A 15,241-nucleotide genomic window follows, 5' to 3' on the forward strand; every position below is an offset into this window, starting at 1 on the left:
CGGGGCGGCCGCGGGCTGCGCCGGGGCGGCGGCGGGCTGCGCCGGCGGCGGGGCCGGGGCGGCGGCGGGCGCCGGCTCCTCGACCGTCACGCCGAAGTCCGTGGCGATGCCGGCGAGGCCGTTCGCATAGCCCTGGCCGACCGCGCGGGCCTTCCAGGCGCCGTTGCGCAGGTAGATCTCGACGATCACCAGGGCCGTCTCCGTGCCCAGCCGGGGCGGGGTGAAGGACGCCAGGACGGAGTTGTCGTCCGCGCTGCGGATGGTGGCCGTGGGCTCGACGCCCTGGAACGTCTGGCCCGCGGCGTCGGGGCTCGCGGTGACGACGATCTTCTCGATGCCCGGGGGGACCGCGGCCGTGTCGACGGTGATCGCGTCCGGTGCCGAACCCCCGCCGGAGCGGTAGGTGACACCGGGGCCCGCGGGCTGGTTGTAGAAGATGAAGTCGTCGTCGGAGCGCACCTTGCCGTCGGCGGTGAGCAGCAGGCCCGAAACGTCGAGCCGCACGGGAGCGGCGACGTCCACCGTCACGCGGGTGACGGGGAGAGGGATGTTCGAGCCGGGGGTCATGACTGTCATGCCGGGTGAACGACCGACACCGCTTTACCGTTCCCTTACCCGACGGCCAATCGGGTCATCTTCGGTTGCGGGGGTGGTCGCGGGCCGTGCGTTCGTTGCCGTGCCGGTAGTTCCCGGTCCAGCGGGCCATGACGAGCTGCGGGTCCCCGGCCGCGATCTCGGCCAGGAACCGCCCGGCCCGGGCGCCGCGCAGCGTGCCCGCGGGCCGGCCGCGATGCGTGATCACGACCGTGCCGTCGGCGTGCTCCTCGTAGCGGAAATCCTGGGGTGGTGGCATGGCAGGATGCTAGGTCCCCGGCCATGACCGGGGACAGCGGATTACGGGGTCACGACGATCTTGCGGCCCACGCCCGCGGCGAACTGCTCCAGGGCCTGCGGGTAGCTCGTCAGCGGCAGCCGGTCGCTGATGAAGACGTCCGGGTCGAGGACACCGTTCGCGAAGAGCTCGGCCGCCCGCTCGAAGCTGTGCAGGACGGCCATGGAGCCGGTGATGGTGATCTCCTGGTTGTAGATGCGGTACGGGTCGATGGTGACGCGGGTCGCGTAGTCGGCGACGCCGAACTGGAGGAAGGTCCCGGCCTTGGCCACCCGGTCCAGGCCGTCCTGGATCGCGGCGCCGTTGCCTGTGGCGTCGACGACCACGTCCCAGCCCTGGGGGCGGTCCAGCTCGTCGGCGCTGGTGGCCGACGCGGAGACGCCGAGCAGCTGGGCGGTGGACAGCCTCTGCTGGTTGAGGTCCACCACGTCCACGCTCGCCGCGCCCGTGCGCTTGGCCAGCTCCAGCATCATCAGGCCCATCGTGCCCGAGCCGTAGATCAGGACGTGGGCGCCGAGGCGGGAGTTGAGGACGTCGTAGCCGCGGACCGCGCACGACAGGGGTTCGACGAGGGCCGCGTCCTGGGTGCGGACGTGCTCGGGGAGCTTCACGCAGTTGGCCACCGGGGCGAGTGCGTACCGGGCGGCGCCGCCCGCCGTGGTGACGCCGATGGCGGCCCAGCGTTCGCAGAGGTTGTTGTGGCCGTTGCGGCACTGGCGGCACTCGTGGCAGTAGAGGGACGGGTCCACCGCCACCCGGTCGCCGATCGCGAGCTCGGTGACCCCGGTGCCGATCCCGACCACCTCGCCCGCGAACTCGTGTCCGGGCACGATCGGCAGCCGGGGGGCGAACTCGCCCTGGAGGATGTGCAGATCGGTGCCGCACAGACCGCATGCCGCGACCTCGACGACGACCTCGCGGGGCCCTGGCGTCGGGTCCGGGACCTCGGCGACGACGGCCTTGCCCACGGACTCGATGACGGCGGCCTTCATTTCACGGCTCCCAACGACAGGCCCTGGACCAGCTTGTCCTGGGCGGCGAACCCCGCGGCGAGCACCGGCAGGGAGATGACGAGCGAGGCGGCGCACACCTTCGCGAGGAACAGGCCCTGGCTGGTGATGAAGCCGGTCAGGAAGACGGGCGCTGTCTCGGCCACCACTCCGGTGAGCACCCGGGCGAAGAGCAGCTCGTTCCAGCTGAAGATGAAGCAGATCAGCGCGGTCGCCGCGATCCCGGGGGCGGAGATCGGGGCCACGATGCGGGTGAGGACCGTCGGCAGCCGGGCGCCGTCGATCCGCGCGGCCTCGATGACCGCGACCGGGACCTCGGCGAGGAAGGACTGCATCATCCACACCGCGATCGGCAGGTTCATGGAGGTGTAGAGGATGACGAGGAGCCAGATGTTGTCCAGCAGGCCCGTGTTCTTCGCGAACAGGTAGACCGGCAGGAGGCCCGCGACGACCGGGAGCATCTTCGTGGAGAGGAAGAAGAACAGGACGTCCGTCCACTTCCTCACCGGCCGGATGGACAGCGCGTACGCGGCGGGCAGCGCCAGCAGCAGCACGCACAGCGTGGAGACGACGGACGCCACCGTGGAGTTGATCAGGGACGGCCAGGGGCTCGCGCCGCCGCCGGAGCCGAAGAACTCGCGGTAGCCGTCAAGGGTGAGGGAGGCGGCGAACGACGGCGGGTTCGTCGCCGCGTCCGATTCGGAGTGGAAGGACGTCAGGGCCATCCAGGCGACGGGCAGGAAGAAGACCAGGCCGGCCAGCCAGGCGAGCAGGCCGAGGCCCGCGCCGCGGGTGCGGCGGCTGCGTACGGGTGCGCCGGTGGCGCTCATGCGCGGGACGCCTCCTCGCTGAACAGGGACGACACCACGCGCAGGGCGAAGGTCGCGATGATGATCGAGCCGATGACGACGAGGACGCCCGCGGCTGAGGCGAGGCCGTTCTCGTGGGCCTGGTAGAAGCTCTGGTAGACGGTGTAGGGCAGGTTCGCGGTGCCGAGGCCGCCCGAGGTGATGGTGAAGACGGCGTCGAAGTTCTGCACGATGTAGATCGAGCCCAGCAGGGCGCCGAGTTCCAGATAGCGGCGCAGGTGGGGGAGTGTCAGGTGGCGGAAGACCTGCCAGTCGCTCGCGCCGTCGACGCGGGCCGCCTCGACCTGTTCGTGGGAGCGGCTCTGCAGCCCGGCCAGCAGGATCAGCATCATGAACGGCGTCCACTGCCAGATCAGTGAGGCCTCGACCGCCAGCAGCGGGGTGTGGGACATCCAGTCGGGCTGGGGGCCGCCCACATAGTGCAGCAGCCCGTTGAAGAGGCCGTACTCCGGGTTGTAGAGCACATGCTTCCAGAGGAGCGCCGCGGCGACCGGGACCACCAGGAACGGGGCGATGAGGAGCGTGCGGACCAGGCCCCGGCCGCGGAACCTCCGGTCCATCAGCAGGGCGAGGCCGAGGCCCGTCACCAGGCTGACGACGACCACGGTGGCCGTCAGCAGGATCGTGGTGAGGACCGACTTGCGCAGGTCCGGGTCGGTGAGGACGTCCGCGTAGTTGGCGAAGCCGGTGAAGTGACGGGCTTTCGGATAGAGGGAGTTCCAGTCGAAGAAGGAGATCACCAGCGTGGCCACGAAGGGCAGCTGGGTCACGGCGATCATGAAGATCAGGGCGGGGAGCAGGGGAGCCCGGGTGGCCCAGGCGCGCAGCCGGCCGGAGGGCTCGCGGGTGGTGCGTGCGGGCGCGGTGGCGATCGGGGCTGTCGTCGTGGCGGTCATCGTCCCTCGTACTCCTCGGAGATCTGCTCGGCCAGCCGCTGGGACTTCTTCAGGGCCGACTCGACGGACTGGCGTCCGGCGACGGCCGCGCTGATCTCCTGCGAGACCTTGGTGCCGAGATCGGTGAACTCGGGGATGCCGACGAACTGGATGCCGGGAGCGGGGCGGGGCTGCACCCCCGGGTCGCGGGGCCGGGCGCCCTCGATGGCCGCCCGGGTCATGTCCTGGAAGGCGGCCGCCTCCTTGCGGTATGCGGCGTTCGTGTACGTCGAGGCGCGCTTGCCGGCCGGGACGTCGGACCAGCCGACCTGCTCCCCGACGAGCTGCTCGTACTCCTTGCCCGACGCCCAGGAGACGAACTTCCAGGCCTTGTCCGAATTGTGGGAGGCCTTCTGCATGCCCCAGGCCCAGGTGTAGAGCCAGCCGGAGCTCTCGGTCTTCTCGACCGGCGCCGGCGCGTAACCGATCCTGCCCCTGACCGGGGACTTGGCCGACTCCAGGGAACCGGCGGCGGAGGTGGCGTCGTACCACATGGCTGTCTTGCCCTGGGTGAGGTTGTTGAGGCACTCGGCGAAGCCGGACTGGGCGGCGCCGGACTCGCCGTGCTCACGGACGAGGTCCACGTAGAACTTCGTCGCCTTCAGGAACGCGGGGGAGTCCAGCCGGGCCTGCCAGTCCTGGTCGAACCAGGTCCCGCCGAAGGTGTTCACGACGGTCGTCAGCGGTGCCATGATCTCGCCCCAGCCGGGCAGTCCCCGCAGGCAGATGCCCCGCATGCCGGACTCGGCGCCGTCCACCTTCGCGGCGAGGTCCGCGACCTGCCGCCAGGTCGGGTGCGCGGGCATCTTCAGGCCCTTCTCCGCGAACACGTCCTTGCGGTACATCAGGAACGACGACTCGCCGTAGAAGGGCTGCCCGTAGAGCTTGCCGTCGTCGGCGGTCAGGGACTGCCGCATGGGCCTCAGCACGTCCTTCTCGTCGTACGCGGGGTCCTCGCGGACGTACGAGTCCATCTCGTGCAGCCAGCCGTTCCTGGCGTAGATCGGTATCTCGTAGTTGCTCAGGGTGGCGACGTCGTACTGGCCGGCCTGGTTGGCGAAGTCCTGGCTGATCTTGTCGCGGACGTCGTTCTCCGGGAGGACGGTGAAGTTCACCCTGATGCCGGTCTCCTTGGTGAAGTGGGCGGCGGTGAGCTTCTGCAGTTGGACCATCTGCGGGTTGTTGACCATCAGGACGTTGAGGGAGTTGCCGCCGGAACCGGCTCCGCCCGCCCCGGCCCAGCAGCCGGAGAGCAGCGGGGCGAGCAGCGTCCCTGCGGCGGCCGCGGCGAGCGCGCGCGGCCTCCGTCGGCTCTGGGTTCGCATGGATCGCTCCTGGACGTAGGGGAGTCAGGGGATGGCAGTGGGCATGGCGGGGCCCTGCACGGCGCGTCGGGTGCGATGAGCGGGGCCGGGGGGTTGGTCAGACGCGGATGACCTGCGGGCCCTGCAACGAGTAGCGGTGTGCTTCCGAGGAGGGGAGCAGGGTGCTGGTGACGATCGCCTCCAGCGCGCTGACGTCGGCGAACCGGCAGAAGCTGACCGCTCCGAACTTGGTGTGCACGCCCGCGAAGACGGTGCGCCGGGAGGCCCGGATCGCCTGTGCCTTGACCTCGCTGACCGCCGGGTCGGGCGTGGTGAGGCCCCGTTCGCGGGAGATGCCGTTGGCGCCGATGAACGCCAGGTCGATGACGAAGCCGGCGAGCATCTTCGTCGTCCAGTGGTCCACGGTGGCGAGCGTGCCGGGGCGGACCCGGCCGCCGAGCAGCAGGACGGTCGTGTTGTCGGCCTCGGCGAGTGCGCCCGCCGTGGCCAGCGAGGCGGTGACCACGGTCAGCGGCCGGTCCCGGGGCAGCGCCTCGGCGATCAGCTGCGGGGTGAACCCCTCGTCGACGAAGACCGTCTCGGCGTCCCCGACCAGTTCGGCGGCCGCGGCGGCGATACGGCGCTTCTCGGGGACGTGGCTGGTGGTGCGGAAGGCGAGCGTCGTCTCGAAGCCGGCGCTCTCCACGGGATAGGCGCCGCCGTGGGTGCGCCGCACCAGCCCGTGGTCCTCCAGGGTGCGCAGATCACGCCGGACGGTCTCCTTGGCGACGCCCAGATCGGCGGCGAGCGTGGTGACGTCCACCGCGCCGGTGCGGCGTGCGGCCCGGACGATCTCGCGCTGACGTTCTTCCGCGGTCATGGCGGTCATTGCTCCCTGCTGGACTGCCCGTTCGGGCCCGGAGAGGCCCACGTGGGAAGTTCTACACAGGGTTCTGGCCAGTGACCAGGCCTGTTGCCTGCCCGATGGCGCCCGGCTGTGCCCGTTTCGCAGGCGGGTTGACCGTGCCGGACCTGCGGCGGAGCCCGGCGAGGGATGGATTCGGGCAGGCGCCGTGCCCGGACAGTGGGGCGGGCGGGCCCGTTCGGTGCCCGCCCGCCCCACTGATGCGCTCCTGTCACCCGGTCAGTGCGGCCAGATCGGCGGGTCGGTGACGAAATGGCCGCCCAGGTGCGCGTGGTCCGGGTTGTCCGGGTCGAGCTCGCCCTGCTCGGCGACGAGCTTGCCGGCGTACGGCTCGGAGTCGTCCTGCGGCTCGTAGCCCAGCGCTCGCGCGCTCGTGAGGTCCCACCACAGGCGGGTGTTGGCGGACGAGCCGTAGACGACGGTGTGCCCGACGTCCTCCGCGGTCAGGGCCGCGTGGAAGAGGCGGGCGCCGTCCGCGGGGCTCATCCACACGGAGAGCATGCGGACGCTGGTGGGCTCGGCGAAGCAGGAGCCGATGCGCACGGAGACCGTCTCCAGGCCGTGCTTGTCCCAGTAGAACTGGGCGAGGTCCTCGCCGAAGGACTTGGAGAGGCCGTAGAAGGTGTCGGGGCGGCGCGGGGTGTCGACGGGGATCAGCTCACCGGGGGCGAACGGCGCGTCCCCCCGCGGTCGCGGGGTGAAGCCCACCGCGTGGTTGGAGGAGGCGAAGACGATGCGGCGCACCCCTTCTTCGAGGGCGGCCTCGTACAGGTTGTAGGTGCCCTCGATGTTCGCCTTGACGATCTTGTCGAAGGAGGCTTCCAGGGAGATGCCCGCCAGGTGGATGATCGCGTCGACGCCCCGTACCGCCTCGCGCAGGGCCACCCGGTCCGAGAGGTCCGCCGTGATCGCGCCCGGTTCGCCGTCCACGGGGAGCACATCGAGGAGCCGCAGCTCGTATCCGTACCGCGGCAGCAGTTCCCGCATAAGGGTGCCGAGTCCGCCGGCGGCGCCGGTGAGCAGAACGGTTCGCGGAGCGGGCATCCTCGGATCTCCTTGGGTCGGCAGCCGCAATCATACGTATGCGTGTACGGAATTCACATTCATGGACACGCTAGGGAGCGGCGGCGCTCCGCGTCAAGTGTCGCGCGGCGACGGCCGATCCGCCGCGGTGTTGCGGGTTTGCGTGCTTGACCGGCCCCGAGGTCGCGGCTTAGCGTGGTCGCGTTCAGAAATATAGACGTGAATCAGAGACGTGCACTGTGCGGTGTGTGCGTGAGCGCCGGGGACGGCGCGGCGCGCCGGGCGCCGTGCCTGTTCAGGGAGAACCCGTGACGCCAGCCCCGCTCGCCGCCCGACTGCGTGCCCCCAGCGGCCCGTTGTTCTTCCCCGTCACCGCGTACCGCCCCGACGGCTCCGTCGACCTCGACGTCTACCGCGAGCATGTCCGCCACGGCGTCGAGGCCGGGGCCGCGGCGGTCTTCGCCTGCTGCGGCACGGGAGAGTTCCACGCGCTCACCCCCGAGGAGTTCGAGGCGTGCGTGCGGGCGGCCGTCGAGGCGGCGCAGGGACGGGTGCCGGTCGTCGCCGGCGCCGGGTACGGGACCGCGCTCGCCGTCCGCTTCGCCCGGCTCGCCGAGGCGGCCGGCGCGGACGGACTGCTCGCCATGCCGCCGTACCTCGTCGTCGCCGGACAGGAGGGCCTGCTGCGGCACTACCGGGAACTCGCCGCCGCGACCGCTCTCGACGTCGTCGTCTACCAGCGCGACAACGCCGTGTTCACGCCCGGGACCGTCGTCGAACTGGCCCGCACAGAAGGGATCATCGGCTTCAAGGACGGGCTCGGCGACCTGGACCTGATGCAGCGCACCGTGAGCGCGGTGCGCTGCGAGGTGCCGGGGGACTTCCTGTACTTCAACGGGCTGCCCACCGCCGAACTCACCGGACTCGCCTACCGCGGCATCGGCATCACCCTGTACTCCTCCGCCGTGTTCTGTTTCGCCCCGGAGATCGCGCTCGCCTTCCACACGGCGCTGAACTCCGGCGACGACACCACCGCCAACCGCCTGCTCGACGGGTTCTACCGGCCCTTCGTCGACCTGCGCGCCCTCGGCCGCGGGTACGCCGTCTCCCTCGTCAAGGCGGGGGTACGCCTGCGGGGGCTCGACGTGGGAGAGGTCCGGCCGCCGCTGCACGAGCCGCCCGAGGAGCACGTCAAGCAGCTCGCCCAGCTGATCGACCGGGGCCACGCCCTGATCGAGGAGGGCCGGTGAACGGGCCGGACGGCCGGACGCGGCAGCTGCCGGCGTCCGCCTTCGCCTATCCCTGGGACGTCAACGGCGACCCCGGCGCCCCGGCCCGCGTCGCCCGGCTCGGCGTGCGCGCGGTGACACTCGCCTCCGCCTACCACTCCACCCGCGCGCTCACCCCCCGGCACCCCCGGCACCGGATCGTCACCGCCGCGCACGCCGCCGTGCTGTACCCGCCGGACGCCGAGCGGTGGAACGGGCGCCGGCTGCGGCCGTACCCGGCCGGGGACTGGGCGCCCGGGGACGCCTACGGGGAGGCCGCCGCCGCCCTCGCGGACGCCGGGCTCGACGTGCACACCTGGGTCGTGCTCGCCCACAACTCCCGGCTGGGCGAGGAGTTCCCGGACACCTCCGTGGTCAACGCCTACGGGGACCGCTATCCCTGGGCCCCCTGCATCGCGCAGACCGACACGCGCGCGTACCTGGCCGACCTCGCCGTCGAGGCGGCGGTGCGGCCCGGGGCCGCCGGAACCGAGCTGGAGTCGCTCGGCTGGTACGGGCTCGCCCACCTCCACGCCCACGACAAGACGGCGGGGGTGCACCTCGGCGAGGCCGGGCAGTACCTGATGTCGCTGTGCTTCTGCCCCGCGTGCCGTGCCGGATACGCGGAGCTGGGACTGGACCCGGACGACACGGGGGCCGCGGTGCGGCGCGCCCTGGAGCCGGTCTGGCGGGGGGAGACGCCCGGCGGGGGCTGGGAGGCGGTGGAGAAGCTCCTCGGCGGCGAACTCGCCGCGGCCACACGTGCGTGGCGGGACTCCGTCGCACGCTCGCTCCAGTCGGAGACCGTCGCCGCCGTCCGCGCCGCCGCCCCCGCGGGGTTCCGCATCCTGCTCCACGCGGATCCGGTGGCGTACCACTGCGGCGCGAACGCGGGAGTGGATCCCGGGCACATCCTGTCGGTCGCCGACGGCGTCGTCGTGCCCTGCTCCGGGGGGCCCGGGCTGCTGACCCCCTTCGCCGAGCAGCGCGTCGCCGGGAGCGTGCTCGCCGCCAACTTCACCGTGGTGCGCGGGATGGGCGGCAGCCCCGCGACGCTGGGCGCGGACCTGGCGCGGGCCGCGGCCCTCGGCGCCACCGAAGTACGCCTGTATCACGCGGGACTGGCGTCCGACGAGGACCTGTCGCTGGTGGAGGAGGTGCTCGCCCGCCGCGACTGAACCCGCAACAGGGGCACGGGCGTCACCAGGAGAGCCACGCCTAGCACCGCCAGCACGATTTGGTGGGGGACCAGTTCGACCAGGCCCGCGCCCAGCGCCAGACCCACCGCGTTCGGCGCGAACAGCAGCGTGCCCGCCGTCGCCGAGACCCGCCCGAGCAGGGCGTCCGGTGTCTCGCGCTGGACCGCGGTCAGCGCGGCGATCAGGACGCAGGGCAGACCGAGTCCCGCCAGCGCGCTGCTCAAGAGGGCCACGGCATCGGAGGGAACCGCCCGCGCCGCCACGGCGACGGCGGTCAGGACGATGCCGCAGGCCGCGTAGCGCGGGGCGCCGAGGCGGCGCAGGAGGGGGCCCGAGGCCAGACCGGAGAGCACCGACCCGGCGCCCTGAACCGTGTAGAGCACGCCCGCGTACGCGGGTGCGTGGCCGAGGCCGGCCACCACCGCGTGGAGCAGCGCGCCGCAGACGCCCGTGAGGAGCATGGTCGTACCGCCCGCGACGACGAGCGGGCGCAGCGTCGCATGACCGCGGAGCGCGCGGACCCCCTCCGCCGTCCGCGTGCGCAGGTCCGCCGGGGGCGGCAGCGGCTTCGCCTCACGGACGCGCAGGAGTGCGCACAGGCCCCCGGCGAGCACGAAGGTGAGCGCGTCCAGGAGGGCGACCCGCGTACCGCCGTACGCCGCGTACAGGCCCGCTCCGGCGAGCGGGGCGACCAGTTTCACGCCCTCGTTGGCCGCCATGCGCAGGCCGTTGAAGTCGCCCAGCAGATTCCGGTCGACCGCCGTCGCGACCAGGGCCGCCTCCGCCGCGTCCTGGACGACGCCCGTGGCGCCGTGGACGAGGAGCACCGCGAGCAGCAGCCAGACGGTGTCCGCGGAGTCGACGGCGCACAGGGGCAGGATCAGGGCGGCCAGGCCCAGGTTCGTCCACACCAGCAACGGCCTGCGGCGGGCGCGGTCCGCGAGGGTGCCCAGGAGGGGGCCGGCGAGGGTGGGGGCCCAGAGGGCGAAGAGGCAGAGCGCCGCCAGGCCGTCGGAGCCGGTCAGGTCCTTGACCCAGATGCCCGACACCAGCCACATCGCCGACGAGCCGAACCCCGACACCACCACCGCGGCCAGGTACGGCCCCGCGTCGCGGTCCCGCAGGACACGCGTCACCTTCCATGTCGTCATGGACCGCCATCGTGCGCGTAAGGCCCCCTCACCGGGATCGGGCACCTGCCCTACCGGGCCGCTCCGGTGACGGCCGGCGCGCCCCGGGGGATCGGCCGTCCGCCACATGGCGCAGGGCGTCGGCGGCACGGTCCCCCGCCCTCGCCGGCGGCGAGGGCGGGGGACCCGCGCGGGGACGGGGCGTCGCTGCGGCAGCGGGCGGTTGGCCGCCGCGTCGAGGATGGCGTCGTGCCGGGTACGGCCCCCGGTGACGTCCTCGCGGGTACGGTCGACGCCCCCGGCGGCGCCCCCCGGTGACGTCCTCACGGGTACGGTCGACGACCCGGCGGCGCCCGGGGAGCGGACGAGGTCCGCGCCGGCGGGGTGGCGGACGCCGGTCACCCGCGCCGACCTCTTCGACGGGTCCGGCGCCGCCCTTGCCGCCGACGGGGCTGCTGGGCCTGCGCGGCCCGAGGACGAGGCGGGCCACGTCGGGTCGGCCCTTCATGAGGTGCCGCACGCCCGGGTCGACGCCGCGTGGCGCACCCCACGGAGCACCCCGGCGGCGATGACTTTCCCGGCCGCCGCCGGTCTGCATCAGGAGTGGAGACGCCTGACGAGGAGATTCTGATGACCGACACGATGCTCGACCTCGGACCGCAGGCCCGGATCGTGGCCCGCCTGGCCGCCGGGGTGGGTGAGGAGCAGCTCGACGACGCGACTCCCTGTCCCGCGTACGCGGTGCGCCACCTGCTCGGGCACCTGACCGGGCTGGCCACCGCCTTCCGGGACGCCGCGCGCAAGGACCTGGGCCCCACCACGGACACCGGCCCGGCATCCGCGCTGCCCGACATCGGGCCCGACTGGCGCGAGGCGCTGCCGAAGGCGCTCGACGACCTCGCCGGGGCCTGGCGCGACCCGGCCGCCTGGACCGGCGACACCCGCGCGGGCGGGATCGACCTGCCCGCCACGGTCGCAGCGGCGGTCGCGGCCGACGAACTCGTCGTGCACGGCTGGGACCTGGCGCGTGCCACCGGCCAGGACTACGAGCCCGACGAGGCCGCGCTGCGGGTGGCGCACGGATTCCTCGAGGCCTCGGCGGCGGACCCGGCCGGCGGCGACGGCATCTTCGGCCCGGTCGTGCCCGTACCGGCCGACGCGCCTCTCCTCGCCCGAGCGATCGGCCTGAGCGGCCGCGACCCCGGCTGGAAGCCGTAGGAATCCGTCCCCAGCCGTTTCTCTCGGAACTTCTTTTGTCCGAAGCGTTGACGAAACACGGGCGCCCTTCTAGCTTCAACGCGTCGTACTTCGTACGTCATATATGAGACGCGATACACGAGATCAGATGTACGCGATCCGCATGTGAGATCCGAGAGGCGCGCATGACCTCTGTGCCCACACCGATCCCGTCCCGCACGCAGTACGTGCTGGAGGGCATCAAACACCGCATCCTGACCGGGCAGTTGACCCCGGGCCAGGCCCTGGTCGAGACCGAGCTCGCCGCACAGTTCGGGGTGTCGAAGACCCCCGTGCGCGAGGCGCTCAAGACCCTCGCCGGGACCGGGCTCGTCGTGATGAACCAGTACAAGGGCGTCACGGTGCGCATGGTGGACGCGGACATGGCGCGCGAGGTGTACGACGTGCGGCTGCTGCTGGAGCCGGAGGCGCTGCGGCGGGCGGTGCGGCGCGGGGCCTCCCTGGACGCGGCCCGCGACGCCCTCGGCCGTTCAGACGAGGCCGCCGACACCGCCGAACGCTCCCTCGCCAACCGGGAGTTCCACCGCGCCCTGTACGTGTCCTGCGGCAACCCGCTGCTCGGCCGGATGCTGGACGAGGTCCGGGACCAGGCAGCTCTGGTCTCCGCCGTCGCCTGGGCCGCCGACCCGTCCTGGGAGCGCGAGGCGACCGAGCACCGGGAGATCCTGCGGCTCGCCCTGGACGGTGACGCCGACGGCGCGGCGGGCGCCCTCCACGCGCACATCGCGTCGTTCGTGCAACGGGCCTTCCCGGAGGTCCAGGGAGAGGACGGTCAGGCATGACAGCGACGTACGAGACCCAGCGGGCGGCGCTCGCCGAGGTCGTGGCGATCCCCGTGACCCCGTACGCCGAGGACGGCACGATCGACCGCGACACCCACCGGGTGCTGCTGCGACGGCTGCTCGACGGCGGCGTCCGCACCCTCACCCCGAACGGCAACACCGGCGAGTTCTACGCCCTCACCCCCGGGGAGGGGCAGCTCGTCACGGAACTGACCGTCGAGGAGGCGGGGGACCGTGCCGTCGTCCTGGTGGGCGTCGGCCACGACGTGCCGACCGCCGTCGCCTCCGCGCGCCACGCCCGTGAGCTGGGTGCGCAGATGGTGATGGTCCACCAGCCGGTGCATCCGTACGTGTCCGACGGGGGGTGGGTCGACTACCACCGGGCCATCGCCGAGGCCGTGCCCGAACTGGGCGTCGTACCGTACCTGCGCAACCCGCTGCTCCCGGGCGCCCGGCTCGCCGAACTCGCCGACGCCTGCCCGAACGTCGTCGGTGTGAAGTACGCCGTCCCGGACGCGGCACGCTTCGCGGCCTTCGCCCGCGACGCCGGCCTCGAACGGTTCGTGTGGGTGGCCGGGCTCGCCGAGCCGTACGCGCCCTCGTACTTCTCCGCGGGCGCCACGGGATTCACCTCGGGGCTCGTGAACGTCGCCCCCGCCGTCTCGCTGAACATGATCGAAGCGCTCCGGTCGGGGGACTACCCGGCCGCGATGAAGGTCTGGGAGCAGATCCGCCGCTTCGAGGAGCTGCGGGCCGCCAACGGCTCCGCGAACAACGTGACCGTCGTCAAGGAGGCCCTCGCCTCGCTCGGCCTGTGCCGCCGCGACGTCCGGGCCCCCAGCAAGCCGCTCCCCGAGACCGAGCGGTCGGAAGTCGCCGCCATAGCCGCGGGGTGGTCCATATGAAGCGCCCGGAGGACCTCAGAAGCCACCAGTGGTACGGCACCGACGGGCTCCGTTCCTTCAGCCACCGCGCCCGCACCCGCCAGCTCGGCTACCTCCCCGAGGAGCACCTCGGCAAGCCGGTCATCGCGATCCTGAACACCTGGTCCGACATCAACCCCTGCCATGTGCACCTGCGCGACCGTGCGCAGGCGGTGAAGCGGGGCGTGTGGCAGGCCGGGGGCTTCCCGCTCGAATTCCCGGTCTCCACCCTGAGCGAGACCTTCCAGAAGCCCACCCCGATGCTCTACCGCAACCTGCTCGCGATGGAGACCGAGGAACTGCTCCGGTCCTACCCGGTGGACGGCGCGGTGCTGATGGGCGGCTGCGACAAGTCCACCCCCGCACTCCTGATGGGGGCGGCCTCCGTCGACCTGCCTGCCGTCTTCGTGCCCGCCGGGCCCATGCTGCCCGGCCACTGGCGCAACGAGGTGCTCGGCTCCGGCACCGACATGTGGAAGTACTGGGACGACAAGCGCGCCGGCCTCATCGGGGACTGCGAGCTGGCCGAACTGGAGAGCGGACTCGCCCGCTCGCCCGGTCACTGCATGACCATGGGCACGGCGTCCACGCTCACGGCCGCCGCCGAGGCGCTCGGCGTCACCGTGCCAGGCGCGTCCAGCATCCCCGCCGTCGACTCCGGACACGACCGCATGGCCGCCGCCTCCGGGCTCAGGATCGTCGAACTCGTCCACCGGGGCCGCACGTTGTCCGACATCCTCACCGCGGACGCCTTCACGGACGCCGTGACGACCGTCCTCGGCCTCGGCGGCTCGACCAACGCCGTGATCCATCTGATCGCCATGGCCGGACGCGCCGGCGTCACGCTCACCCTCGACGACTTCGACCGGATCGCCCGGACCGTGCCGGTGCTCGCCAACGTCCGGCCCGGCGGCGGCCCGTACCTGATGGAGGACTTCCACTTCGCCGGGGGACTGCCCGGCTTCCTGTCCCGGATCACCGACCTGCTGCACCTGGACCGGCCGACGGTGGCGCACGACAGCATGCGCGAACAGCTCGCGACCGCCTCCGTGCACGACGACGACGTCATCCGCCCCCGGCACCATCCGGTCGCGGCCGAGGGCGGAGTCGCCGTCCTGCGCGGCAACCTCTGCCCCGACGGCGCCGTCATCAAGCACATCGCCGCCGAGCCCCACCTGCTCAAGCACACCGGCCCCGCCGTCGTCTTCGACGACTACCGGACCATGCAGCGGACCATCAACGACCCCGCCCTCGGCATCACCGCCGACAGCGTGCTGGTGCTGCGCAACGCGGGCCCCAAGGGCGGCCCCGGCATGCCGGAGTACGGCATGCTGCCGATCCCCGACCACCTGCTGAAGCAGGGAGTACGGGACATGGTGCGGATCTCCGACGCCCGCATGAGCGGCACGAGTTACGGCACCTGCGTCCTGCACGTGGCGCCCGAGTCGTACGTCGGCGGACCGCTCGCCCTGGTGCGCACCGGCGACAGCATCACCCTCGACGTCGAGGCCCGCTCGCTCCGACTCGACGTGGACGACGCCGAACTGGAGCGACGGCGGGCCGCGTGGACGCCGCCGCCCGAGCGGTACGAGCGGGGCTACGGCGCCCTCTACAGCGAACAGATCACGCAGGCCGACACCGGCTGCGACTTCGCCTTCCTGGCCAGGCCGGGCAAGGTACCGGACCCGTACGCGGGCTGACCGCGACACGACCGCCCAGCACCG

15 protein-coding genes are annotated in these 15,241 nt (G+C 72.5%); 6 read left to right on the forward strand and 9 right to left on the reverse strand.

Features of this window, described 5'->3' with window-relative positions:
- The 8 genes from AC0ZLC_RS26820 to AC0ZLC_RS26855 all read right to left on the reverse strand — a co-directional run.
- On the reverse strand, positions 1-567 hold a 567-nt coding region (locus AC0ZLC_RS26820), incomplete at its 3' end, for a TerD family protein (RefSeq protein WP_476754645.1).
- Positions 568-631: 64 nt separating this feature from the next.
- Positions 632-853, reverse strand: a complete 222-nt coding sequence (locus AC0ZLC_RS26825) for a hypothetical protein (protein WP_476754532.1) — start codon at positions 851-853, stop codon at positions 632-634.
- 41 nt (positions 854-894) lie between these two features.
- Complete coding sequence (locus AC0ZLC_RS26830; protein WP_476754533.1) at positions 895-1,884, reverse strand: zinc-dependent alcohol dehydrogenase family protein; 990 nt, start codon at positions 1,882-1,884, stop codon at positions 895-897.
- Positions 1,881-2,732, reverse strand: a complete 852-nt coding sequence (locus tag AC0ZLC_RS26835) for a carbohydrate ABC transporter permease (RefSeq protein ID WP_476754534.1) — start codon at positions 2,730-2,732, stop codon at positions 1,881-1,883. The genes AC0ZLC_RS26830 and AC0ZLC_RS26835 overlap by 4 nt, the downstream gene beginning before the upstream one ends.
- Positions 2,729-3,667: a carbohydrate ABC transporter permease gene (locus AC0ZLC_RS26840; RefSeq protein ID WP_476754535.1), complete on the reverse strand. Its 939-nt coding sequence runs from the start codon at positions 3,665-3,667 to the stop codon at positions 2,729-2,731. The genes AC0ZLC_RS26835 and AC0ZLC_RS26840 overlap by 4 nt, the downstream gene beginning before the upstream one ends.
- On the reverse strand, positions 3,664-5,031 hold the full coding sequence (locus tag AC0ZLC_RS26845; protein WP_476754536.1) for an ABC transporter substrate-binding protein: 1,368 nt from the start codon (positions 5,029-5,031) through the stop codon (positions 3,664-3,666). The genes AC0ZLC_RS26840 and AC0ZLC_RS26845 overlap by 4 nt, the downstream gene beginning before the upstream one ends.
- Positions 5,032-5,128: 97 nt before the next feature.
- Positions 5,129-5,899 carry a DeoR/GlpR family DNA-binding transcription regulator gene (locus AC0ZLC_RS26850; RefSeq protein WP_476754537.1) on the reverse strand — a complete coding sequence of 257 codons (771 nt, stop codon included), beginning with the start codon at positions 5,897-5,899 and terminating at the stop codon, positions 5,129-5,131.
- A 255-nt stretch (positions 5,900-6,154) separates the two neighbouring features.
- Complete coding sequence (locus AC0ZLC_RS26855; protein ID WP_476754538.1) at positions 6,155-6,979, reverse strand: NAD-dependent epimerase/dehydratase family protein; 825 nt, start codon at positions 6,977-6,979, stop codon at positions 6,155-6,157.
- A 287-nt stretch (positions 6,980-7,266) separates the two neighbouring features.
- Between AC0ZLC_RS26855 and AC0ZLC_RS26860 the strand changes: the two genes are divergently transcribed.
- Complete coding sequence (locus AC0ZLC_RS26860) at positions 7,267-8,208, forward strand: 5-dehydro-4-deoxyglucarate dehydratase (protein ID WP_476754539.1); 942 nt, start codon at positions 7,267-7,269, stop codon at positions 8,206-8,208.
- A 26-nt stretch (positions 8,209-8,234) separates the two neighbouring features.
- Positions 8,235-9,404 (forward strand): hypothetical protein, encoded by a 1,170-nt coding sequence (locus AC0ZLC_RS26865; RefSeq protein ID WP_476754646.1) that lies wholly within the window; start codon positions 8,235-8,237, stop codon positions 9,402-9,404.
- Here the strand turns inward: AC0ZLC_RS26865 and AC0ZLC_RS26870 are convergent.
- On the reverse strand, positions 9,338-10,576 hold the full coding sequence (locus tag AC0ZLC_RS26870) for an MFS transporter (protein ID WP_476754540.1): 1,239 nt from the start codon (positions 10,574-10,576) through the stop codon (positions 9,338-9,340). The genes AC0ZLC_RS26865 and AC0ZLC_RS26870 overlap by 67 nt on opposite strands.
- A gap of 609 nt (positions 10,577-11,185) precedes the next feature.
- On the opposite strand from AC0ZLC_RS26870, the gene AC0ZLC_RS26875 reads away from it, so the two are divergent.
- The 4 genes from AC0ZLC_RS26875 (at position 11,186) to araD (ending at position 15,217) form a co-directional block, all read left to right on the forward strand.
- Positions 11,186-11,773 (forward strand): TIGR03086 family metal-binding protein, encoded by a 588-nt coding sequence (locus AC0ZLC_RS26875; protein ID WP_476754541.1) that lies wholly within the window; start codon positions 11,186-11,188, stop codon positions 11,771-11,773.
- Between the two features lie 164 nt (positions 11,774-11,937).
- Complete coding sequence (locus tag AC0ZLC_RS26880) at positions 11,938-12,594, forward strand: GntR family transcriptional regulator (protein WP_476754542.1); 657 nt, start codon at positions 11,938-11,940, stop codon at positions 12,592-12,594.
- Positions 12,591-13,499, forward strand: a complete 909-nt coding sequence (locus AC0ZLC_RS26885; RefSeq protein WP_476754543.1) for a dihydrodipicolinate synthase family protein — start codon at positions 12,591-12,593, stop codon at positions 13,497-13,499. Before AC0ZLC_RS26880 ends, AC0ZLC_RS26885 begins: the two co-directional genes overlap by 4 nt.
- On the forward strand, positions 13,496-15,217 hold the full coding sequence (gene araD / locus AC0ZLC_RS26890; RefSeq protein ID WP_476754544.1) for an L-arabinonate dehydratase: 1,722 nt from the start codon (positions 13,496-13,498) through the stop codon (positions 15,215-15,217). The genes AC0ZLC_RS26885 and araD overlap by 4 nt, the downstream gene beginning before the upstream one ends.
- Positions 15,218-15,241: the final 24 nt, after the last annotated feature.

The sequence above is a fragment of the Streptomyces sp. GLSS-08 genome, assembly GCF_056387915.1.